Here is a 21,959-nt window from a genome sequence, read left to right on the forward strand (position 1 = left end):
AAGAGAAGCTGCGAAGCAGCATCCGCGAGAAAGCTAACCATGGTTGAAAATAGCGAACTACGCAAAGCCGGTCTTAAAGTGACTCTGCCACGAGTCAAGATTCTACAAATGCTCGATTCCGCCGAGCAGCGCCACATGAGTGCCGAGGATGTTTACAAGGCGCTGATGGAGTCTAACGAGGACGTCGGCCTGGCCACGGTTTACCGTGTACTGACCCAGTTCGAAGCCGCAGGGCTGGTGGTTCGTCATAATTTCGACGGCGGTCATGCGGTGTTTGAATTGGCTGACGGTGGTCATCACGACCACATGGTTGACCTGGATACCAATGAGGTTATCGAGTTCACCAGCCCGGCAATCGAAAAGCTTCAGCACGAAATCGCTGAGGAGCATGGATTCGATTTGGTTGACCACAATCTTGTGTTGTACATCCGTAAGAAAAAGTAAAAAAGCGCTGCAGATTCGCTCTGCGCAACGATCGAAGGCGACCCTAGGGTCGCCTTCATGCTATCTGCCGCCAGAGAAAATCCGATAAAAAAGGATTCAAACCTTCGCCGTTACCACCATTTTCTTCGCGTGGGCCAGGGACTCCTTGGTCAGGTCGATGCCGCCAAGCATGCGCGCGACTTCTTCCACCCGTTCGGTCTTGTTCAGCTTGGACACGGCGGTATGTGTCGCGTCGCTGCCCCGTACCTTGTGCACAAATAGATGCTGATGCCCTTGGGCTGCAACTTGTGGCAAGTGGGTAACGGTCAGCACTTGTCCGCGCTCCCCCAGGCGGCGCAGCAATTGGCCGACAATTTCAGCGGTCGGCCCGCCAATCCCCACATCCACTTCGTCGAAGACCAGGGTCGGTACGCGCGAGGTCTGGGCGGTAATAACCTGGATTGCCAGGCTGATCCGTGACAGTTCACCGCCGGAGGCGACTTTGGCCAGAGCCTTCAGGGGTTGCCCCGGGTTGGCGCTTACCAGCAATTCGACCTGTTCCAGGCCATTGGGCTGTAGTTCGTTGCCACTGTTGGCGTGCAACTCGATGGTAAAGCGTCCGCCCGGCATGCCCAGGCGTTGGATCTCCTGCTCAACGGCGCAGGCCAGTCCGGTTGCGGCCTGGTGCCGCAGGTCGCTCAGTTCCCGGGCCTTTTCCTGGTAATGACGGGCAAAGGAAGCCAGTTCATCGCCCAGGCGCTCGATGGATTCATCATTGGCATTCAGGGTTTCGATCTCGTCCAGCAGCTTTTGCTGCATGGCCGCCACTTCGGTCGGCTGGATCCGATGTTTGCGCGCCAGGGTATAAATAGTGTCGAGGCGCTCTTCGATCTCTTGCAGGCGGGCCGGGTCAGCATCGAAGTGGTCAAGGAAGCGGTTCAGTTCACCAACGGCCTCTTCGACCTGAATCTGCGCACTGGTCAGCAGGGTAGTGGCTTCATTCAGGGAGCCAGAGCCACTGTTTACGCTCGACAGGCGGTTAAGGCTTGCCGTCAGTGCGTTCAGTACATTGCCGGAGTCACTTTCGCTGCATTGCTCGACAACCTGGCGGCAGATGCCCAGCAGGGTTTCGGCATTGGTCAGGTTCTTGTGCTCCTGCTCCAGCTGTTCCAGCTCGGTTTCGCCCAGGCCCAGACTTTCCAGTTCTTCCAACTGATAGCTGAGGAGTTGGTGGCGGGCGCGTTGCTCGTCGCCGGAATTGGACAGGCGCTCCAGTTCCAGGCGGGTCTGGCGCCAGCGTTGTGCAGCCAATTGCACCTGGCGGGCGAGGTCGGTGGCGCCGGCGTATTCATCCAGCAGTCGGCGATGGGTATCGGTTTTCAGCAGGGATTGATGTTCGTGCTGGCTGTGGATGTCGATCAGCAACTCGCCGAGGGCCTTCAGGTCGCCGAGGGGGCAGGGCGTGCCATTGATGTAGCCCCGCGAGCGGCCTTCGGCGGTAATCACCCGGCGCAGAATGCACGGGCTATCGCTGTCAAGGTCGCGCTCGGCCAGCCAGGCGCTGGCTTCCGGAATATCTGCCAGGTCAAAGGTCGCCAGAATATCGGCCTTGTCTGCGCCGGGGCGAACCACGCCGCTGTCGGCGCGATCACCCAGGGTCAGGCCCAGGGCGTCGAGCATGATCGACTTGCCGGCGCCGGTTTCGCCTGTGATTACGCTCATCCCGCGATCCAGTTCAAGATCCAGATGCTCAACGATGGCGTAGTTATGTACGGACAGGTGAACCAGCATAGTGGCCGCTCCCAGGCTTTAGGTCTGGTTATTTATACAGTGTTTTGTTTGGCGCTGACAATCCTGCGACTTAGCTCAATTTGCTTGGATAAAGGGTTTTTTTAGCTCTATGTGGAATGTGCGGGAAAGTGTGAGTCGGGGTATGTCCGCCCTTGAACCTGGAAATTGTGGCCCCATATACCGGAACAGAAGCGCGAGTTGAGTTCGCGCAGGATTTCGAAAGGAGAAAACTATGGCTGACGAACAGACGCTGGATACGCAAAACCCAGACGCCAACCAGGCCTCGCAGGCAGCGGGTGAAGACCTGGCGGCTCGTGTGCAAGTGCTCGAAGAGCAACTGGCAGGCGCTCAGGATCAGGCTTTGCGTGTTGCTGCCGATCTGCAGAACGTCCGCCGCCGCGCCGAGCAGGATGTAGAGAAAGCCCACAAGTTTGCGCTGGAGAAGTTTGCCGGTGATCTGTTGCCGATCATCGACAGCCTGGAGCGTGGCCTGGAGCTGTCCAGTCCGGACGACGAAAACATCCGTGCCATGCGCGAAGGGATCGAACTGACCCTGAAAATGTTCCAGGACACCCTGAAGCGTTATCAGTTGGAAGCAATCGATCCGCAAGGCGGCGAGCCGTTCAACGCGGAGCATCACCAGGCCATGGCCATGCAGGAAAATGCTGACCTTGAGCCTAATAGCGTGTTGAAGGTGTTCCAGAAGGGCTACCAGCTTAATGGTCGCCTGTTGCGCCCGGCGATGGTGGTGGTGAGCAAGGCTCCCGCACTGGTTTCGCCGTCGATTGACGAGCAGGCTTGAAATCGTTCGTAACGACCCCATTTATAAGTCAAGCGTTTAAGTGCTACCGCAGTTAGCCACCACTGCTGCGGCAACCAAATCCAAAGTTTCGGGAGAGTGAATCATGGGCAAAATTATCGGTATCGACCTGGGGACTACCAACTCCTGCGTCTCCGTGCTGGAAAACGGCGTATCCAAGGTTATTGAAAACGCAGAAGGCGCGCGTACCACTCCGTCCATCGTGGCTTACGCCAATGACGGCGAGATCCTGGTAGGCCAGTCCGCCAAGCGTCAGGCTGTGACCAATCCGCATAACACCCTGTACGCGGTGAAGCGTTTGATCGGTCGTAAGTTCGACGAAGAAGTCGTACAGAAAGACATCAAGATGGTGCCGTACAAAATCGCCAAGGCTGACAACGGTGACGCCTGGGTTGAAGTGAACGGCCAGAAAATGTCGCCACCGCAAATCTCGGCTGAAATCTTGAAAAAGATGAAGAAGACTGCCGAAGACTACCTCGGTGAAGCAGTGACTGAAGCGGTGATCACCGTTCCGGCCTACTTCAACGACAGCCAGCGCCAGGCGACCAAAGACGCCGGCCGCATCGCGGGCCTGGACGTAAAACGTATCATCAACGAACCTACCGCGGCCGCTCTGGCCTACGGCATGGACAAGGCCAAGGGCGACCACACCGTGATCGTTTATGACCTGGGTGGCGGTACTTTCGACGTTTCCGTGATCGAAATCGCTGAAGTCGATGGCGAGCACCAGTTCGAGGTGTTGGCGACCAACGGTGACACGTTCCTGGGCGGTGAAGACTTTGACATTCGTCTGATCGACTACCTCGTTGACGAATTCAAGAAAGAAAGCGGCATGAACCTCAAGGGTGACCCGCTGGCGATGCAGCGCCTGAAAGAAGCTGCTGAAAAAGCCAAGATCGAACTGTCTTCGAGCAATTCGACCGACGTGAACCTGCCGTACATCACTGCAGATGCCACCGGTCCTAAGCACTTGAACGTGAAGATCTCGCGCGCCAAGCTGGAATCGCTGGTTGAAGATCTGGTTCAGCGCACTATCGAACCTTGCCGCATCGCCCTGAAAGATTCGGGTATCGACGTTGGTTCGATCAACGACGTGATCCTGGTTGGCGGTCAGACCCGTATGCCGCTGGTACAGCAGAAGGTCACCGAGTTCTTCGGTAAAGAAGCACGTAAAGACGTGAACCCGGACGAAGCCGTTGCCATGGGTGCTGCCATCCAGGGTGCGGTACTGGCCGGCGACGTGAAAGACGTGCTGCTGCTGGACGTCAGCCCGCTGACTCTGGGTATCGAAACCATGGGCGGCGTGATGACCGCGCTGATCGAGAAAAACACCACGATTCCTACCAAGAAATCGCAAGTGTTCTCGACTGCCGATGACAACCAGGGCGCCGTGACCATTCACGTGCTGCAAGGTGAGCGTAAGCAGGCTGCACAGAACAAGTCCCTGGGCAAGTTCGACCTGGCCGAGATTCCACCCGCTCCACGTGGCGTGCCACAAATTGAAGTGACCTTCGACATCGACGCCAACGGCATTCTGCACGTAGGCGCCAAGGACAAGGCTACTGGCAAGACTCAGTCGATCGTGATCAAGGCCAACTCCGGTCTGTCCGAGGAAGAAATTCAGCAGATGATCAACGATGCTGAAAAGAACGCCGAGGAAGATCGCAAGTTCGAAGAGCTGGCCGCTGCCCGCAACCAGGGTGATGCACTGGTTCACTCGACTCGCAAAATGATCGCGGATGCTGGCGACAAAGTGACTGCTGAAGAGAAGACCGCAATCGAAGCCGCCGTGGTTGCCCTGGAAGCCGCTGTTAAAGGCGACGACAAGGCCACCATCGAAGCCAAGGTTGAGGAACTGTCGAAAGTCTCCGCGCCGGTCGCTCAGAAGATGTACGCCGAGCAGGCTCCGCAAGGTGATGGTGCTGCGCAACAGGCAGAACCTGAAGCCAAGCACGACGACGTTGTCGATGCCGAGTTCGAAGAAGTAAAAGAAGACCAGAAGAAGTAACTTGGTCGCCCGGTTGACCGCTATCAAGCGGTGACTGGTAGGATGTCGCCGCGCGGGAGCTTGCTCCCGCGTTGGCGTGTCTGGGGTACGCGAATTTTTACAGCATGCGACAAGGTTCGGATGTTGGCGGTGTGATCGGGAATGCTCCTGCTTTGCGATCGACAGGCACCGCGTTTTTGGCTGGGTCTCGGCTGAAAGCAGTAAAGACCAGGATCGTTGAATTTGACGTGAGTTGGGTCCGGGCCTGTATTGGGGCTCAACGAGTTTGGCAGGCTCAGGAGGGTTTTGCCGGACGTCCTTAAGAGTGCAAAGACTTATGGCAAAGCGTGACTATTACGAAGTATTGGGTGTGGAGCGCGGTTCCAGCGAGGCGGACCTGAAGAAGGCTTACCGTCGCCTGGCGATGAAGCACCACCCGGACCGTAATCCGGATAACAAAGAATCCGAAGAAATGTTTAAAGAGGCCAATGAGGCCTACGAATGCCTGTGTGATCCGAACAAGCGTGCAGCCTACGACCAGTATGGCCATGCCGGTGTCGATCCAAGCATGGGCGGCGGCGGTGCTGGCTTTGGCGGGCAGAACTTCTCCGATATCTTCGGCGATGTATTCAGCGACTTCTTCGGCGGCGGTCGTGGTGGTCAGCGCGGCGGTGCCCAGCGTGGCAGCGATTTGCGCTACACCCTGGAACTGAACCTGGAAGAGGCCGTACGCGGCACCAGCGTCAATATCCGCGTGCCGACGCTGGTCAACTGCAAGCCGTGTGACGGTTCGGGCGCCAAGAAAGGCTCCTCGCCGATCACCTGCCCGACCTGTGGCGGTATTGGCCAGGTGCGCATGCAGCAGGGCTTTTTCTCGGTGCAGCAAACCTGCCCGCGCTGCCATGGCCAGGGCAAGATCATTTCCGATCCGTGCGATTCCTGCCACGGCGAAGGACGCGTCGAAGAGTACAAGACCCTGTCGGTGAAAGTGCCGGCCGGTGTTGATACTGGCGACCGTATCCGTTTGTCGGGCGAGGGCGAGGCGGGCGCGCAGGGTGGTCCGACGGGCGATCTGTACGTGGTGATCAATGTGCGCGAGCACGCGATCTTCCAGCGTGACGGCAAGCACCTGTTCTGCGAAGTGCCGATCAGTTTTGTCGACGCGGCCCTGGGTGGCGAGCTGGAGATTCCGACCCTCGAAGGGCGGGTCAAGCTGAAGATCCCCGAGGGGACTCAGACCGGCAAGCAGTTCCGGATCCGTGGCAAAGGTGTAGCGCCGGTGCGCGGTGGTGGTGCGGGTGACTTGATGTGCCGTGTGGCTGTCGAGACGCCGGTCAACCTGGATCGTCGTCAGCGTGAGTTGCTCGAAGAGCTGCGCGGTTCGCTGGCCGGTGATGGCTCCCATTCGCCCAAGACCGCTGGCTGGTTCGAAGGCGTGAAGCGCTTCTTCGGCGACCTGTAAGGACGTGGATATGCGACGTATAGCAGTGATGGGCGCCGCCGGGCGCATGGGTAAGAACCTGGTGGAGGCGGTGCAGCAGCGCTCGCCTCTGTCGGGGCTGACTGCGGCGATCGTGCGCCCGGGCAGTACGCTGATCGGCGCCGATGTTGGCGAGCTGGCCTCCCTGGGGCGGATCGGTGTGTCATTGTCCGGCAGCCTGGAGCAGGTGGCTGATGAGTTCGATGTATTGATCGACTTCACCCTGCCTGAAGTGATGCTGAAAAACCTGGCGTTCTGCCGCAAGGCGGGCAAAGCCATGGTTATCGGTACCACGGGCCTGAATGCCGAGCAAAAGCAATTGCTCGTCGCGGCAGGCAAGGACATTCCTATCGTGTTTGCCGCCAACTTCAGTGTGGGCGTCAACCTGTCGCTGAAGTTGCTCGACATGGCGGCAAGGGTGTTGGGTGATGACGCGGATATCGAGATCATCGAGGCGCATCACCGGCACAAGGTCGATGCGCCATCGGGCACTGCCATGCGCATGGGCGAAGTGATTGCCGATGCCTTGGGGCGTGATCTGTCGAAGGTTGCGGTATATGGTCGCGAAGGTCATACCGGGGCGCGCGAGCGTGAAACCATTGGCTTTGCCACCGTGCGCGGTGGTGATGTGGTGGGTGACCATACGGTGCTGTTTGCTGCCGAAGGTGAGCGCCTGGAAATTACCCACAAGGCTTCCAGTCGCATGACCTTCGCCAAGGGCGCGGTGCGTGCCGCATTGTGGCTGGAGGGCCGCGAAGCGGGTCTCTACGACATGCAAGACGTGCTGGATCTGCGTTAATCAGTAGCAAAAACGGGCCCGGAGGATTACTCTAGGGCCCCGTTTTTACCCGCTAAGCGACGTCCTGTCGCATTCTCCTGCCTTTTCGGCTCATTAGCGGTGGACCCAAAAAGCCTTTTTCTGTAAGCTACAGCTTTAGTGTGTCCACTAAAAGCGCGCAGAATAATTCAGTGAAGAAGCGGGGTGACGTGTCCATACGTCACTCCGCTTTTTTGCAACCTGCGATCGCCCTTTCAGGCTTTATTTACGGGAGGTCTTCTTGACTAAGCCAGCCATACTCGCCCTTGCTGATGGCAGCATTTTTCGCGGCGAAGCCATTGGAGCCGACGGTCAGACCGTTGGAGAGGTGGTGTTCAACACCGCCATGACCGGCTATCAGGAAATCCTTACCGATCCTTCCTACGCCCAACAGATCGTTACCCTGACTTATCCGCATATCGGCAACACCGGTACTACACCGGAAGACGTCGAGTCTGATCGTGTCTGGTCGGCCGGTCTGGTGATTCGTGACCTGCCACTGGTTGCGAGCAACTGGCGTAACACGATGTCGTTGTCCGATTACCTGAAAGCCAACAATGTTGTGGCGATCGCCGGTATCGATACGCGCCGCCTGACACGCATCCTGCGTGAAAAAGGCTCGCAGAACGGCTGCATCATGGCCGGTGACAATATTTCCGAAGAAGCGGCAATTGCTGCAGCGCAGGGCTTCCCTGGCCTTAAAGGCATGGACCTGGCGAAAGTCGTCAGCACCAAAGAGAAGTACGAGTGGCGCTCCACTGTCTGGGACTTGAAGACCGACAGTCACGCGACCATCGAAGCGGCTGAGCTGCCGTATCACGTCGTGGCCTACGACTACGGCATCAAGTACAACATTCTGCGCATGCTGGTCGAGCGCGGTTGCCGTGTGACCGTGGTCCCGGCCCAGACCCCGGCCAGCGATGTGCTGGCCCTGCAACCGGATGGCGTGTTCCTGTCCAACGGCCCGGGTGACCCTGAGCCATGCGACTACGCGATCAAGGCCATCAAGGAAGTGCTGGACACCGAGATCCCGGTATTCGGTATCTGCCTCGGCCACCAGCTGCTGGCTCTGGCCTCCGGCGCCAAGACCCTGAAAATGGGCCACGGCCATCACGGTGCCAACCACCCGGTACAAGACCTGGACACCGGTGTCGTGATGATCACCAGCCAGAACCACGGTTTTGCGGTGGATGAAGCCACCTTGCCGGCCAACGTGCGTGCCATTCACAAGTCGCTGTTCGACGGTTCCCTGCAGGGTATCGAGCGCACCGACAAGAGCGCGTTCAGCTTCCAGGGCCACCCTGAAGCGAGCCCGGGCCCGAACGACGTAGCGCCGCTGTTCGACCGTTTCATCAATGAGATGGCCAAGCGACGCTGACTGAGTGGCTTGCGGGCGGCCCCGACTTTCGGTGGCCCCCGCAGGCTCTTCAAAGATTGTTCAAGACGGCTTGCCGACTGACCTGCGGATTTGAGTGACAAACCCATGCCAAAACGTACAGACATAAAAAGCATCCTGATTCTCGGCGCTGGCCCGATCGTGATCGGCCAGGCCTGCGAATTCGACTACTCCGGCGCCCAGGCCTGCAAGGCCCTGCGCGAAGAGGGTTACCGCGTCATCCTGGTGAACTCCAACCCGGCCACCATCATGACCGACCCGGACATGGCCGACGCCACCTACATCGAACCGATCAAGTGGCAGACCGTTGCCAAGATCATCGAGAAAGAGCGTCCGGACGCACTGCTGCCGACCATGGGTGGCCAGACTGCACTGAACTGCGCCCTGGACCTGGAGCGCGAAGGCGTCCTGGAAAAGTTCGGCGTAGAGATGATCGGCGCCAATGCCGACACCATCGACAAGGCTGAAGACCGTTCGCGTTTCGACAAGGCCATGAAGTCTATCGGTCTTGATTGCCCGCGCTCGGGTATCGCCCACAGCATGGAAGAGGCCAACGCGGTTCTCGAAAAGCTCGGCTTCCCGTGCATTATCCGGCCGTCCTTCACCATGGGCGGCACCGGCGGCGGTATCGCTTACAACCGTGAAGAGTTCGAAGAAATCTGCGCCCGCGGCCTGGATCTGTCGCCGACCAAAGAGCTGCTGATCGACGAATCCCTGATCGGCTGGAAAGAGTACGAGATGGAAGTTGTCCGCGATAAAAAGGACAACTGCATCATCGTCTGCTCGATCGAAAACTTCGACCCGATGGGTGTGCACACCGGTGACTCGATCACCGTTGCTCCTGCGCAAACCCTGACGGACAAGGAATACCAGATCATGCGTAACGCCTCGTTGGCGGTACTGCGTGAGATCGGCGTTGAAACCGGTGGTTCCAACGTTCAGTTCGGTATTTGCCCGAACACAGGCCGTATGGTCGTGATCGAGATGAACCCGCGTGTGTCGCGTTCTTCGGCGCTGGCATCAAAAGCTACCGGGTTCCCGATTGCGCGCATCGCTGCCAAGCTGGCGATCGGTTACACCTTGGACGAGCTGCAAAACGAAATCACTGGCGGCGCTACGCCGGCGTCCTTTGAGCCGTCGATCGACTACGTAGTCACTAAGCTGCCACGCTTCGCTTTCGAGAAGTTCCCGAAAGCCGACGCCCGCCTGACCACCCAGATGAAGTCGGTCGGTGAAGTCATGGCCATTGGCCGGACATTCCAGGAGTCCCTGCAGAAAGCCCTGCGTGGCCTGGAAGTGGGCGTTTGCGGCCTGGATGAGAAGCTCGACCTGAGCAATCCGGAAAGCATGAGCATCCTCAAGCGCGAGCTGACCGTGCCGGGCGCCGAGCGTATCTGGTATGTGGCTGACGCCTTCCGCGCGGGCATGACCGTCGAAGACATCTTCGGCATGAACATGATTGATCCGTGGTTCCTGGTGCAGATCGAAGATCTGATCAAGGAAGAAGAGAAGGTCAAGACCCTGGGTCTTTCCTCTATCGACCGCGACCTGATGTTCCGTCTCAAGCGCAAAGGCTTCTCCGACCAGCGTCTGGCCAAACTGCTGGGCGTGACCGAGAAAAACCTGCGCACCCACCGCCACAAACTGGACATCTTCCCGGTCTACAAGCGTGTTGACACGTGCGCCGCAGAGTTCGCCACCGACACCGCGTACCTGTACTCCACCTACGAGGAAGAGTGCGAAGCCGCGCCGTCGGGCCGCGACAAGATCATCATCCTGGGCGGCGGTCCAAACCGTATCGGTCAGGGCATCGAGTTCGACTACTGCTGCGTACACGCCGCCCTCGCCCTGCGCGAAGACGGGTACGAGACCATCATGGTCAACTGCAACCCGGAAACTGTTTCCACTGACTACGACACTTCCGACCGCCTGTACTTCGAGCCGGTAACGCTGGAAGACGTGCTGGAAATCTGTCGCGTCGAGAAGCCAAAAGGCGTGATCGTGCAGTATGGCGGGCAAACTCCGCTGAAACTGGCGCGTGCCCTGGAAGCGGCTGGCGTGCCGATCATCGGTACCAGCCCTGACGCCATCGACCGTGCCGAAGACCGTGAGCGCTTCCAGCAAATGGTCGAACGCCTGAACCTGCGCCAGCCGCCAAACGCGACCGTGCGCAGCGAAGACGAAGCCATCCGTGCAGCCAGCAAGATCGGCTACCCGTTGGTGGTGCGTCCGTCCTACGTGCTGGGCGGCCGGGCGATGGAAATCGTCTACGAAGAAGAAGAACTCAAGCGTTACCTGCGTGATGCGGTGAAAGTGTCCAACGACAGCCCGGTGCTGCTGGATCACTTCCTCAACTGCGCCATCGAGATGGATGTGGATGCGGTCTGCGACGGTACCGACGTGGTGATCGGCGCGATCATGCAGCACATCGAGCAGGCGGGTGTTCACTCCGGTGACTCCGCGTGCTCCCTGCCGCCGTACTCGCTGCCGCTGCACATCCAGGACGAGATGCGCGAGCAGGTCAAGAAAATGGCTCTGGAGCTGGGCGTGGTCGGCCTGATGAACGTACAGTTGGCGCTGCAAGGCGAAGACATCTACGTCATCGAAGTCAACCCGCGTGCTTCGCGTACCGTGCCGTTTGTTTCCAAGTGCATCGGTGTGTCCCTGGCGATGATTGCCGCCCGTGTCATGGCCGGTAAGACCTTGAAGGAAATCGGCTTCACCAAGGAAATCATCCCGAACTTCTACAGCGTGAAAGAGGCGGTATTCCCATTCGCCAAATTCCCTGGTGTGGACCCGATCCTGGGCCCAGAGATGAAGTCCACCGGTGAAGTGATGGGCGTGGGCGATACCTTCGGCGAAGCATTCGCCAAGGCCCAGATGGGCGCCAGCGAAGTGCTGCCGACCGGCGGTACTGCGTTTATCAGCGTGCGTGATGATGACAAGCCGCTGGTTGCAGGCGTGGCCCGTGATCTGATCAACTTGGGCTTCGAAGTCGTGGCCACCGCCGGGACCGCCAAGCTGATTGAAGCCGCGGGCCTGAAAGTGCGTCGCGTGAACAAGGTAACGGAAGGTCGTCCGCACGTGGTCGATATGATCAAGAATGACGAAGTCACCCTGATCATCAACACCACCGAAGGTCGCCAGTCGATCGCGGATTCCTACTCCATTCGTCGTAACGCCTTGCAGCACAAGATCTACTGCACCACCACCATTGCTGCTGGCGAAGCCATCTGTGAAGCGCTCAAGTTCGGTCCGGAAAAGACCGTGCGTCGCTTGCAGGATTTACACGCAGGATTGAAGGCATGATCAAATACCCAATGACTGTCCAGGGCGCCAAGGCCCTGGAAGAGGAGCACGCCCATCTGACCAAGGTCGTACGTCCAAAGCTGAGCCAGGACATCGGTACGGCCCGTGAGCTGGGCGACTTGAAGGAAAACGCCGAATACCATGCTGCCCGTGAGCAGCAGGGGATGGTCGAGGCGCGGATCCGTGATATCGAAGGGCGCATGCAGAATGCGGTCATCATTGATGTCACGACTATTCCCAAGACCGGCAAGGTGATTTTCGGCACGACTGTAGAAATCGCCAACGTCGAGACGGATGAAAGCGTGACTTACCACATCGTGGGTGAGGACGAGGCTGACTTCAAGCTCGGCAAGATCTCCGTCGGTTCGCCCCTGGCCCGCGCCTTGATTGCCAAGGAAGAGGGTGATGTGGTGGCCGTCAAGACGCCCGGTGGCGTGATCGAGTACGAGATTGTCGAAGTTCGTCACATCTGAAAAACGGCGCCCGCTTCGAGCGGGCGCCATGCTTTGGCAGTTGGCCCAGATGCTTTGGGTTGGCGGGCTATGGCTGTTACATCTTGGTGTATTGCCGGTGCTGGGCATGATTGGCCTGGCGCCGTTGCTGATCGATGAGATCGGCGGATTATTGAGTGCGCTGCTGGTGGGATTTGCGGCGGCGTGCGTGATTCTCCAGGCATTGGTGCTGGTCGAGGCCGAGGGTTTGGGGAGCTTGTGGCGGGATATGCGCGGGCAACTGCTGTTGATGGCGCTGTATGCGTGCGCAATGTATTGCGTGGTGCGCATATTGCTGCCGGAAGCGTTGCGCTGGCAGCTGTTCAGCTATCTTGTGCTAGGGTTTTCTGGCTTGGTGCTGGTGGTACAGCCTGCGCCGGGATGGAGTGGCAGGGCGCGCGAAGCGCGCCCGTGACCCTTGCATCATTTGAAGCGATGAACGTTCGACAGTTGCTTGTTGGCGCTGAAATTCTTGCGATACAGCAGCGCCATCTTGCCGATGACCTGGACCAGGTCCGCTTTGCCCACCTTGCACAGTTCTGCAATGGCGGCCAGGCGCGCTTCGCGATCAAGGATATTGACCTTGATCTTGATCAGCTCGTGATCGCCTAATGCGCGTTCAAGTTCGGCTAACACACCTTCAGTCAAACCGTTGTCGGCCACAATCAAAACTGGTTTCAGATGGTGGCCAATGGATTTGTACTGTTTCTTCTGCTCTTGAGTGAGCGGCATAATCTGACCCCTGCGTCTGATCTTGTAAAAAGCGGCGGCCAGTTTACCCGAGCGAGTCCGGGACCGCCCAGTTAATCACGACCCGTTTTATTTTCGAGGTGGCCCGTGGCCCGTTCCAAAACTAGCCTTAACTGGCTTAAAGAGCATTTCAACGATCCTTACGTCAAAAAGGCGCAAAAGGATGGCTACCGTTCCCGGGCCAGCTACAAGCTGCTGGAAATCCAGGAAAAGGACCGGTTGATCCGTCCCGGCATGAGCGTAATTGATCTCGGCGCAGCCCCCGGTGGCTGGTCCCAGGTGACCAGTCGTCTGATTGGTGGGCAAGGCCGTTTGATCGCTTCCGATATCCTGGAAATGGATAGCATCCCTGATGTGACCTTCGTGCATGGCGACTTTACCCGTGATGATGTACTGGCACAGATCCTCGAGGCTGTCGGAAATTCGCAGGTAGACCTTGTGATTTCGGATATGGCCCCCAATATGAGTGGATTACCAGCCGTGGATATGCCACGCGCCATGTTCCTGTGCGAATTGGCACTGGATCTGGCAGGAAGGGTTCTGCGTCCGGGTGGTGATTTTCTGGTCAAGGTCTTCCTTGGGGAAGGTTTTGACGAGTACCACAAGAACATGCGCAAGCTGTTCGACAAGGTGCAGACCCGCAAGCCTGACTCCTCGAGGGACAGGTCTCGCGAGCAGTATTTGCTGGGCCGCGGCTATCGCGGTGTCGAAGGCGCTGCCAGTGATGAGCGTCTTTAAAGGTTTTAAGGGAGTCGATAGGTTTTTTTATATCGCTTTCGTCACGAAGCTTTACGAATATTGTGTAGTCAAAGTTTCACAAAGGGTTACAGACGGCGCCTGCCAGAGTTGTAGGTAATGTAGTAAGTTAGGCCGGTGAATATCATGCGAAGCGCGCGCCAGTAGCGGAGCTTGCTTCAGAGGGTAGTTAATTGAACGATATGGCAAAGAATCTGATCCTGTGGTTGATCATCGCGGCTGTCCTGGTGACGGTGATGAACAACTTCTCCAGCCCTAACGAGCCGCAGACCCTCAACTATTCCGACTTCATCCAGCAAGTTAAGGATGGCAAGGTCGAGCGCGTAGCGGTTGATGGCTACGTGATCACTGGCAAGCGCAACGATGGCGACAGCTTCAAGACCATCCGTCCGGCGATCCAGGACAATGGTCTGATCGGCGACCTGGTGGACAACAAGGTGGTCGTTGAGGGCAAGCAGCCTGAGCAGCAGAGCATCTGGACCCAGCTCCTGGTGGCCAGCTTCCCGATCCTGGTGATTATCGCCGTCTTCATGTTCTTCATGCGCCAGATGCAAGGCGGCGCAGGGGGCAAGGGCGGACCGATGAGCTTCGGCAAGAGCAAGGCCCGCCTGCTTTCCGAAGACCAGGTAAAAACCACCCTGGCTGACGTTGCCGGTTGCGACGAAGCCAAGGAAGAAGTTGGCGAGTTGGTCGAGTTCCTGCGCGATCCGGGCAAATTCCAGCGCCTGGGTGGCCGTATTCCTCGCGGTGTACTGATGGTCGGTCCTCCGGGTACCGGTAAAACCCTGCTCGCCAAGGCTATTGCCGGCGAAGCCAAGGTGCCGTTCTTCACCATTTCCGGTTCCGACTTCGTCGAGATGTTCGTCGGTGTGGGCGCCAGCCGTGTGCGTGACATGTTCGAGCAGGCCAAGAAGCACGCGCCATGCATCATCTTCATCGACGAAATCGACGCTGTTGGTCGCCATCGTGGTGCTGGCATGGGCGGTGGTCATGACGAGCGTGAGCAGACCCTCAACCAGTTGCTGGTCGAGATGGACGGCTTTGAAATGAATGACGGCATCATCGTGATTGCCGCCACCAACCGTCCTGACGTACTTGACCCGGCGCTGCTGCGTCCGGGCCGTTTCGACCGTCAGGTTGTGGTTGGCTTGCCAGATATCCGTGGCCGCGAGCAGATTCTCAAGGTTCACATGCGCAAAGTGCCAATGGGCGACGACGTCGCTCCAGGCGTGATTGCTCGCGGTACCCCTGGTTTCTCCGGTGCCGACCTGGCCAACCTGGTGAACGAGGCCTCGCTGTTCGCTGCCCGTACCGGCAAGCGCATTGTCGAGATGAAAGAATTCGAGCTGGCCAAAGACAAGATCATGATGGGTGCCGAGCGCAAATCCATGGTCATGTCCGAGAAAGAGAAGCAGAACACCGCTTATCACGAGGCTGGTCACGCCATTGTCGGTCGCGTTGTGCCTGAGCACGACCCGGTCTACAAAGTGTCGATCATTCCTCGCGGCCGGGCACTGGGTGTCACCATGTTCCTGCCGGAAGAGGATCGTTACAGCCTCTCCAAGCGCGCTCTGATCAGTCAGATCTGCTCGCTGTACGGCGGTCGTATCGCTGAAGAGATGACCTTGGGCTTTGACGGTGTGACCACCGGCGCTTCCAACGACATCATGCGTGCCAGCCAGATTGCCCGGAATATGGTTACCAAGTGGGGCCTGTCCGAAAAACTCGGCCCGCTGATGTATGCCGAGGAAGAAGGCGAAGTGTTCCTGGGTCGTGGTGGTGGCGGTCAAAGTGCCAGCTTCTCCGGCGAGACTGCCAAGCTGATCGACTCTGAAGTGCGCAGCATCATTGACCAGTGCTACGGCACGGCCAAGCAGATCCTCACCGATAACCGTGACAAGCTCGACGCCATGGCCGATGCCCTGATGAAGTACGAGACCATTGATGCCGAGCAGATCGACGACATCATGGCTGGTCGTACGCCTCGCGAGCCTCGTGATTGGGAAGGTGGTTCGGGTACTTCAGGCACACCGCCAGTGGTACAGAACGAACGCCCGGAAAACCCAATCGGCGGCCCGGCTGCCGACCTTTAAGGCTTGAAATGACTTCTGTGTTGTCCTCCACCCGGTTGCCTTGCGGCAGCCGGGTTCTTGATTTGGCCCATACGCATGTTATGGGCATTCTTAATGTAACCCCTGATTCCTTTTCCGATGGTGGTCGCTTCAGCCAGCTGGATGCGGCGTTGCGCCATGCAGCGGCAATGGTAGCTGCGGGTGCGACCATTATTGATGTGGGGGGCGAATCAACCCGGCCTGGCGCGCGTGCTGTTTCCCCTGTGGAGGAAATGGAGCGTGTTGCGCCGATTGTCGAGCGTATTCACCGCGAACTGGATGTCATTATTTCGGTAGACACCTCGACCCCGGCGGTCATGCGCGAAACCGCGCGGCTCGGGGCCGGGCTGATCAATGACGTGCGCTCGCTGCAGCGCGACGGCGCGCTGGATGCGGCGGCAGCCACCGGGTTGCCTGTCTGTCTGATGCATATGCTCGGCGAGCCCGGGACGATGCAGGACGCGCCGCACTATGATCACCTGGTCGCAGAAGTGACGGAATTTCTTGTCGATCGCATTGCCCAATGCGCCGCTGTGGGAATTGCCCCTGAGCGGATCATTCTCGATCCCGGGTTTGGTTTTGCCAAAACCCTGCAGCACAACCTGAGCCTGTTCAAACATATGGAATCGCTGCATGCCCTTGGTCGCCCCCTGTTGGTTGGGGTGTCGCGCAAGAGCATGATAGGCATGGCCTTGAATCGCCCTGTGGGTGAGCGTCTGTACGGCGGTCTGGCCCTGGCGGCGCTTGCCGTGGCCAAGGGCGCGCGTATTCTGCGGGTGCACGATGTGGCCGAGACAGTTGACGTTGTACGGATGATCGAAGCAGTAGAATCAGCCGAATAAGAATGATGGAGCACTTATGACAAAGAAATATTTTGGCACCGACGGTATTCGTGGTCGGGTCGGCGAATTCCCGATCACTCCGGACTTTATGCTCAAGCTGGGCTGGGCGGCCGGGATGGCCTTCCGCAGCATGGGGGCATGCCGCATCCTGGTGGGTAAGGACACGCGGATTTCTGGCTATATGTTCGAGTCTGCGCTGGAGGCGGGCCTGTCTGCCGCCGGGGCAGATGTGATGTTGCTGGGGCCGATGCCTACGCCGGCGATCGCTTACCTGACGCGTACCTTTCACGCTGAAGCCGGTATTGTGATCAGTGCCTCGCACAATCCCCATGATGACAATGGCATCAAATTCTTCTCGGGCCAGGGCACCAAGCTGCCGGACGCGATCGAGCACATGATTGAAGAGTTGCTGGATGCGCCGATGACCGTCGTCGAATCGAGCAAGCTGGGCAAGGTCTCACGGATTAACGATGCGTCTGGCCGTTATATCGAATTCTGCAAAAGCAGCGTGCCTACCAGCACTAATTTTGCCGGGCTCAAGGTGGTCATCGACTGTGCCCATGGTGCAACCTACAAGGTTGCTCCGAGTGTATTCAAGGAGTTGGGTGCCGAGGTTACAGTGCTGTCGGCCCAGCCCAACGGCCTGAACATCAACGATAACTGTGGTTCGACCCATATGGGTCAATTGCAGGCAGCGGTATTGGCCGAGCACGCGGACCTGGGTATTGCCTTCGATGGCGACGGTGACCGCGTGTTGATGGTCGATCATACCGGCGCCATCGTCGACGGTGACGACCTGCTGTTCATCATTGCCCGCGACCTGCATGAGCGTAACAAGCTGCAAGGTGGCGTGGTCGGTACCCTGATGAGTAATCTGGGGCTGGAGCTGGCCCTGGCAGACCTGGGGATCCCGTTCGTGCGGGCCAATGTGGGCGACCGCTACGTGATTGCCGAGCTGCTGGAGCGCAACTGGCTGGTAGGTGGCGAGAATTCGGGGCATGTCGTGTGCTTCCAGCACACCACGACCGGGGATGCGATCATTGCGGCGCTGCAGGTGCTGTTGGCCCTGCGTCGGCGTGATGAAAGCCTGGCCCTGGCGCGCCAGGCGCTGCGCAAGTGCCCGCAGGTGCTGCTCAATGTGCGCTTTTCGGGTGGCGAAAACCCTATCGAGCACCCGGCGATCAAGGAAGCCTGTGAGCGCGTTACCGTCGCTATGGCGGGGCGTGGTCGGGTCTTGTTGCGCAAGTCGGGGACCGAGCCTTTGGTGCGTGTGATGGTCGAAGGCGATGATGAAACACAGGTTCGCGGCTACGCCGAAGAGCTGGCAAAACTGGTAACTGAAGTTTGCGCCTGAATTCGGCTTGCCAGTGTTGATGTGGTTGGGTAACATCTGCGCCCACTTTGACCGACGAGGTACAGCATGCGTCGCACTATGGTAGCTGGTAACTGGAAGATGCACGGTACCCGCGCCAGTGTCGCTGAGCTGGTCAATGGCCTTCGTCACCTGGCCCTGCCGAGCGGTGTTGATATCGCGGTATTCCCGCCTTGCTTGCATATCAACCAAGTGGTTGATGGCTTGAAAGGCAAGTCGATCCAGGTCGGCGCGCAGAATTCTGCGGTGGAAGCCATGCAGGGTGCGTTGACCGGTGAGATTGCACCGAGTCAGCTGGTGGATGCGGGTTGTTCCTATGTGCTTGTTGGGCACTCCGAGCGCCGTCAGATGATGGGCGAACGTGATGGGATACTCAATCGCAAGTTCGCAGCAGCACAGGCTTGTGGCCTGATTCCGGTGTTGTGCATAGGGGAGACCCTTGAGCAGCGTGAATCGGGCAAGACTCTTGAAGTTGTCTCGCGTCAGCTGGGCAGCATCATCGAGGAGTTGGGTGTTGGTGCGTTTGCAAAGGCAGTGATTGCTTACGAGCCGGTCTGGGCCATTGGCACCGGGCTGACTGCTACACCGCAACAGGCGCAGGATGTGCACGCAGCCATTCGCGCGCAGTTGGCGGCAGAGAATTCTGAGGTCGCACAAGGTGTGCGGCTTCTATACGGCGGCAGCGTGAAGGCGGCCAATGCGGTCGAACTGTTCGGCATGCCGGATATCGATGGGGGGCTCATTGGTGGAGCTTCCCTGAATGCAGATGAGTTCGGTGCGATTTGTCGCGCCGCGGGAAACTGAGAAAATGCTGGAAACAGTCGTAGTCGTTTTTCATCTGTTGGGTGCACTGGGCGTTGTTGCCCTGGTATTGCTGCAACAGGGTAAAGGTGCGGACGCTGGTGCGTCTTTCGGGGCAGGTGCTTCAAATACTGTGTTCGGAAGCCAAGGTTCCTCTACCTTTCTTAGTAAGTTTACTGCTATACTTGCCGCCGGTTTCTTCATAACCAGCCTGGGGTTAGGTTACTTTGCTAAAGAGAAAGCTCATGTGCTGACTCAAGCAGGTTTGCCAGATCCAGCAGTGTTGGAAGTTCCAAAAGCAAAACCGGCTTCTGATGATGTCCCGGTGCTTCAAGAGCAAAAGTCGGCTACTCCAGCGACTGACGTGCCTCCAGCTCAAGAGCAGAAGTAAGAAGGTTGTAAACGCTGTATTGCCGAGGTGGTGGAATTGGTAGACACGCAACCTTGAGGTGGTTGTGCCCATAGGGTGTAGGGGTTCGAGTCCCCTTCTCGGTACCAATTATCAGGAGAGCCCGCTGTTGCGGGCTTTCTTGTAGGTGGAAGGTTACATTGACCCTGTAAAGGATCGGTCGTATACTTCCGCCCCAGCTTTGTCGCGGGGTGGAGCAGTCTGGTAGCTCGTCGGGCTCATAACCCGAAGGTCGTCGGTTCAAATCCGGCCCCCGCAACCAGTTTTAGCGGAGCCCCTTTTAAGGGGCTTTTTGTTAGCTGGACACTTTCAACGCCGCTGTTCGACGGCGTTTCAAGGATGGGCGTTTCGCCCATTTTTTTATTTTGCACAGCATGCACATACATGCACGAGGGGGTTCAGGTGTCGAGCAAGCTAGAAGAGTTGCAGGCCTTGCTGGCCCCGGTGGTCGTGGCCCTAGGCTATGAATGCTGGGGTATTGAGTTTTCGGCTCAAGGTCGCCACTCAATGTTGCGCGTTTATATCGATAAAGAGGGCGGTGTGCTGGTGGACGATTGTGCCATCGTCAGCCGTCAGATCAGCGGTGTCCTGGATGTTGAAGATCCGATCGCCGTTGAATACACCCTCGAAGTTTCCTCGCCAGGCATGGAACGCCCACTGTTCACTATTGAGCAGTTTGCTAAATATGTCGGTGAACAAGTGAAGATCAAGCTGCGATCCCCTTTCGAAGGGCGACGCAACTTTCAGGGCCTTCTGCGCGGTGTAGAAGAACAGGATGTAGTGGTGCAGGTAGAAGACCACGAGTTCCTGTTGCCGATCGATATGATCGACAAGGCCAACATTATTCCCAGTTTTGACTGAGACGTGCCAGAAACTGCGGATCCCGCGGATCCAATGGCTTGCGAAAGGCGAGGCGTACGATGAGCAAAGAAGTACTGCTGGTTGTTGAGTCGGTATCCAATGAAAAGGGCGTACCGGCTAACGTGATTTTTGAAGCGCTGGAGTTGGCCCTGGCCACTGCTACCAAAAAGCGTTTTGAAGACGAAGTTGATCTGCGTGTGGAAATCAATCGCCACACCGGAGCTTATGAGACTTTCCGTCGCTGGACAGTCGTTGAAGAAGCCGATCTTGATGATCCGGCCATCGAAACCTGGCCAAGCAAGGTTGCGCAAACGCATCCGGGCGCCCAGGTGGGTGACGTCGTCGAGGAAAAGATCGAGTCCATCGAGTTCGGCCGCATCGCTGCACAGACTGCCAAGCAAGTCATTGTGCAAAAGGTCCGTGAAGCCGAGCGCGCTCAAGTCGTTGACGCCTATCGCGAGCGCCTGGGGGAAATCATCTCCGGCACCGTGAAGAAAGTGACCCGCGACAACGTGATCGTCGATCTAGGTAACAATGCTGAAGCGTTGCTGGCCCGTGAAGACATCATTTCCCGCGAAACCTTCCGTGTCGGCGTGCGTTTGCGTGCGCTGCTCAAGGAAATCCGCACTGAGAACCGTGGCCCTCAACTGATCCTGTCGCGTACCGCGCCGGAAATGTTGATCGAGCTGTTCCGTATCGAAGTGCCGGAAATTGCCGAAGGCCTGATCGAAGTCATGGCTGCGTCCCGCGACCCGGGTTCGCGCGCTAAGATCGCGGTCCGCTCCAAGGACAAACGCATCGACCCGCAGGGTGCTTGCATTGGTATGCGCGGTTCGCGCGTCCAGGCAGTGTCGGGCGAATTGGGCGGTGAGCGTGTGGATATCGTGCTGTGGGACGATAACCCGGCGCAGTTCGTGATCAACGCCATGTCCCCGGCTGAAGTCGCGGCAATTATTGTTGACGAGGATGCCCATGCAATGGACATCGCCGTTGGCGCAGACAATCTGGCCCAGGCCATCGGTCGCGGTGGTCAGAACGTGCGTCTGGCCAGCCAGTTGACTGGCTGGACCCTGAACGTCATGACCGAATCGGACATCCAGGCTAAGCAGCAAGCAGAAACCGGCGACATCCTGCGCAACTTCATCGATGAGCTGGAAGTCGACGAAGATCTGGCACAGGTGCTGGTAGATGAAGGCTTTACCAGCCTGGAAGAGATTGCCTACGTACCGGTGGAGGAAATGCTCAACATCGACGGCTTTGACGAAGACACCGTCAACGAGCTTCGCGCTCGGGCCAAGGATCGCTTGTTGACTAAAGCCATCGCTACTGAGGAAAAGCTGGCAGACGCCCATCCGGCCGAAGACCTGCTCTCGCTTGAGGGTATGGACAAGGATTTGGCGATGGAACTGGCGGTGCGCGGCGTAATTACCCGCGAAGACCTGGCCGAGCAGTCTATTGACGACCTGCTCGACATCGACGGCATTGACGATGATCGTGCCGGCAAGTTGATCATGGCCGCCCGAGCCCATTGGTTCGAGTAATT

At 58.1% G+C, this 21,959-nt stretch carries 19 protein-coding genes and 2 tRNA genes; 19 read left to right on the top strand and 2 right to left on the bottom strand.

Annotated features, from left to right (window positions below; genetic code table 11):
* Positions 1–39: 39 nt before the first annotated feature.
* The gene (gene fur / locus K1X80_RS04730; RefSeq protein WP_010562662.1) at positions 40–444 is read left to right on the top strand and encodes a ferric iron uptake transcriptional regulator; all 405 of its coding nucleotides are present in this window, start codon (positions 40–42) and stop codon (positions 442–444) included.
* Between the two features lie 96 nt (positions 445–540).
* Here fur and recN read toward each other — a convergent pair whose 3' ends face one another.
* Complete coding sequence (gene recN / locus K1X80_RS04735; protein ID WP_128593140.1) at positions 541–2,214, bottom strand: DNA repair protein RecN; 1,674 nt, start codon at positions 2,212–2,214, stop codon at positions 541–543.
* A 232-nt stretch (positions 2,215–2,446) separates the two neighbouring features.
* Here recN and grpE point away from each other — a divergent pair, with 232 nt between their 5' ends.
* From grpE to K1X80_RS04775, 8 genes are all read left to right on the top strand, one after another.
* A complete protein-coding gene (gene grpE, locus K1X80_RS04740) occupies positions 2,447–3,016 on the top strand; it encodes a nucleotide exchange factor GrpE (protein WP_186625353.1) in 570 nt (189 codons plus the stop codon).
* Between the two features lie 103 nt (positions 3,017–3,119).
* Positions 3,120–5,042, top strand: a complete 1,923-nt coding sequence (dnaK, locus tag K1X80_RS04745) for a molecular chaperone DnaK (protein WP_057960662.1) — start codon at positions 3,120–3,122, stop codon at positions 5,040–5,042.
* A 316-nt stretch (positions 5,043–5,358) separates the two neighbouring features.
* Positions 5,359–6,483, top strand: a complete 1,125-nt coding sequence (dnaJ, locus tag K1X80_RS04750) for a molecular chaperone DnaJ (protein WP_057960661.1) — start codon at positions 5,359–5,361, stop codon at positions 6,481–6,483.
* Positions 6,484–6,493: 10 nt separating this feature from the next.
* Entirely contained in the window at positions 6,494–7,300 is an 807-nt protein-coding gene (gene dapB, locus K1X80_RS04755) for a 4-hydroxy-tetrahydrodipicolinate reductase (protein WP_057440174.1), read from the top strand.
* A 259-nt stretch (positions 7,301–7,559) separates the two neighbouring features.
* The gene (gene carA / locus K1X80_RS04760; protein ID WP_057440173.1) at positions 7,560–8,696 is read left to right on the top strand and encodes a glutamine-hydrolyzing carbamoyl-phosphate synthase small subunit; all 1,137 of its coding nucleotides are present in this window, start codon (positions 7,560–7,562) and stop codon (positions 8,694–8,696) included.
* A gap of 105 nt (positions 8,697–8,801) precedes the next feature.
* Entirely contained in the window at positions 8,802–12,023 is a 3,222-nt protein-coding gene (carB, locus tag K1X80_RS04765) for a carbamoyl-phosphate synthase large subunit (protein ID WP_057960660.1), read from the top strand.
* Positions 12,020–12,496: a transcription elongation factor GreA gene (gene greA, locus K1X80_RS04770; RefSeq protein WP_032862903.1), complete on the top strand. Its 477-nt coding sequence runs from the start codon at positions 12,020–12,022 to the stop codon at positions 12,494–12,496. The genes carB and greA overlap by 4 nt, the downstream gene beginning before the upstream one ends.
* 28 nt (positions 12,497–12,524) lie before the next feature.
* Positions 12,525–12,929 carry an MFS transporter gene (locus K1X80_RS04775; protein WP_198800016.1) on the top strand — a complete coding sequence of 135 codons (405 nt, stop codon included), beginning with the start codon at positions 12,525–12,527 and terminating at the stop codon, positions 12,927–12,929.
* A gap of 8 nt (positions 12,930–12,937) precedes the next feature.
* Here the strand turns inward: K1X80_RS04775 and K1X80_RS04780 are convergent, their stop codons facing one another.
* The gene (locus tag K1X80_RS04780; RefSeq protein WP_029298992.1) at positions 12,938–13,246 is read right to left on the bottom strand and encodes a YhbY family RNA-binding protein; all 309 of its coding nucleotides are present in this window, start codon (positions 13,244–13,246) and stop codon (positions 12,938–12,940) included.
* A 105-nt stretch (positions 13,247–13,351) separates the two neighbouring features.
* Here K1X80_RS04780 and rlmE point away from each other — a divergent pair, with 105 nt between their 5' ends.
* The 10 genes from rlmE (at position 13,352) to nusA (ending at position 21,957) form a co-directional block, all read left to right on the top strand.
* Positions 13,352–14,002, top strand: a complete 651-nt coding sequence (gene rlmE, locus K1X80_RS04785; protein WP_038445965.1) for a 23S rRNA (uridine(2552)-2'-O)-methyltransferase RlmE — start codon at positions 13,352–13,354, stop codon at positions 14,000–14,002.
* A 200-nt stretch (positions 14,003–14,202) separates the two neighbouring features.
* A complete protein-coding gene (gene ftsH, locus K1X80_RS04790; RefSeq protein ID WP_029298988.1) occupies positions 14,203–16,113 on the top strand; it encodes an ATP-dependent zinc metalloprotease FtsH in 1,911 nt (636 codons plus the stop codon).
* A gap of 8 nt (positions 16,114–16,121) precedes the next feature.
* On the top strand, positions 16,122–16,973 hold the full coding sequence (gene folP, locus K1X80_RS04795) for a dihydropteroate synthase (RefSeq protein ID WP_057960658.1): 852 nt from the start codon (positions 16,122–16,124) through the stop codon (positions 16,971–16,973).
* 16 nt (positions 16,974–16,989) lie between these two features.
* Positions 16,990–18,327 (top strand): phosphoglucosamine mutase, encoded by a 1,338-nt coding sequence (gene glmM, locus K1X80_RS04800; RefSeq protein ID WP_057440170.1) that lies wholly within the window; start codon positions 16,990–16,992, stop codon positions 18,325–18,327.
* Between the two features lie 66 nt (positions 18,328–18,393).
* Positions 18,394–19,149, top strand: a complete 756-nt coding sequence (gene tpiA, locus K1X80_RS04805) for a triose-phosphate isomerase (protein WP_057960657.1) — start codon at positions 18,394–18,396, stop codon at positions 19,147–19,149.
* A 4-nt stretch (positions 19,150–19,153) separates the two neighbouring features.
* Positions 19,154–19,537 (top strand): preprotein translocase subunit SecG, encoded by a 384-nt coding sequence (secG, locus tag K1X80_RS04810; RefSeq protein WP_029298979.1) that lies wholly within the window; start codon positions 19,154–19,156, stop codon positions 19,535–19,537.
* 21 nt (positions 19,538–19,558) lie between these two features.
* A tRNA-Leu gene (locus K1X80_RS04815) sits at positions 19,559–19,644 on the top strand.
* A gap of 96 nt (positions 19,645–19,740) precedes the next feature.
* Positions 19,741–19,817 (top strand) — tRNA-Met (locus tag K1X80_RS04820).
* Positions 19,818–19,957: 140 nt separating this feature from the next.
* Entirely contained in the window at positions 19,958–20,416 is a 459-nt protein-coding gene (gene rimP, locus K1X80_RS04825) for a ribosome maturation factor RimP (RefSeq protein ID WP_032862957.1), read from the top strand.
* Between the two features lie 59 nt (positions 20,417–20,475).
* On the top strand, positions 20,476–21,957 hold the full coding sequence (gene nusA, locus K1X80_RS04830; protein ID WP_038445977.1) for a transcription termination factor NusA: 1,482 nt from the start codon (positions 20,476–20,478) through the stop codon (positions 21,955–21,957).
* Positions 21,958–21,959 lie beyond the last annotated feature (2 nt).

It is taken from the genome of Pseudomonas sp. So3.2b (assembly GCF_019464415.1).
Classification (GTDB): Bacteria; Pseudomonadota; Gammaproteobacteria; order Pseudomonadales; family Pseudomonadaceae; genus Aquipseudomonas; species Aquipseudomonas shahriarae.

Excerpts from the sequence above, each read along its gene's own strand:
- fur (WP_010562662.1), top strand. The coding sequence starts at position 40 with ATGGTTGAAAATAGCGAACTACGCAAAGCCGGTCTTAAAGTGACTCTG.
- recN (WP_128593140.1), bottom strand. The coding sequence starts at position 2,214 with ATGCTGGTTCACCTGTCCGTACATAACTACGCCATCGTTGAGCATCTG.
- grpE (WP_186625353.1), top strand. The coding sequence starts at position 2,447 with ATGGCTGACGAACAGACGCTGGATACGCAAAACCCAGACGCCAACCAG.
- dnaK (WP_057960662.1), top strand. The coding sequence starts at position 3,120 with ATGGGCAAAATTATCGGTATCGACCTGGGGACTACCAACTCCTGCGTC.
- dnaJ (WP_057960661.1), top strand. The coding sequence starts at position 5,359 with ATGGCAAAGCGTGACTATTACGAAGTATTGGGTGTGGAGCGCGGTTCC.
- dapB (WP_057440174.1), top strand. The coding sequence starts at position 6,494 with ATGCGACGTATAGCAGTGATGGGCGCCGCCGGGCGCATGGGTAAGAAC.
- carB (WP_057960660.1), top strand. The coding sequence starts at position 8,802 with ATGCCAAAACGTACAGACATAAAAAGCATCCTGATTCTCGGCGCTGGC.
- greA (WP_032862903.1), top strand. The coding sequence starts at position 12,020 with ATGATCAAATACCCAATGACTGTCCAGGGCGCCAAGGCCCTGGAAGAG.
- K1X80_RS04775 (WP_198800016.1), top strand. The coding sequence starts at position 12,525 with ATGCTTTGGCAGTTGGCCCAGATGCTTTGGGTTGGCGGGCTATGGCTG.
- K1X80_RS04780 (WP_029298992.1), bottom strand. The coding sequence starts at position 13,246 with ATGCCGCTCACTCAAGAGCAGAAGAAACAGTACAAATCCATTGGCCAC.
- ftsH (WP_029298988.1), top strand. The coding sequence starts at position 14,203 with ATGGCAAAGAATCTGATCCTGTGGTTGATCATCGCGGCTGTCCTGGTG.
- folP (WP_057960658.1), top strand. The coding sequence starts at position 16,122 with ATGACTTCTGTGTTGTCCTCCACCCGGTTGCCTTGCGGCAGCCGGGTT.
- glmM (WP_057440170.1), top strand. The coding sequence starts at position 16,990 with ATGACAAAGAAATATTTTGGCACCGACGGTATTCGTGGTCGGGTCGGC.
- tpiA (WP_057960657.1), top strand. The coding sequence starts at position 18,394 with ATGCGTCGCACTATGGTAGCTGGTAACTGGAAGATGCACGGTACCCGC.
- secG (WP_029298979.1), top strand. The coding sequence starts at position 19,154 with ATGCTGGAAACAGTCGTAGTCGTTTTTCATCTGTTGGGTGCACTGGGC.
- nusA (WP_038445977.1), top strand. The coding sequence starts at position 20,476 with ATGAGCAAAGAAGTACTGCTGGTTGTTGAGTCGGTATCCAATGAAAAG.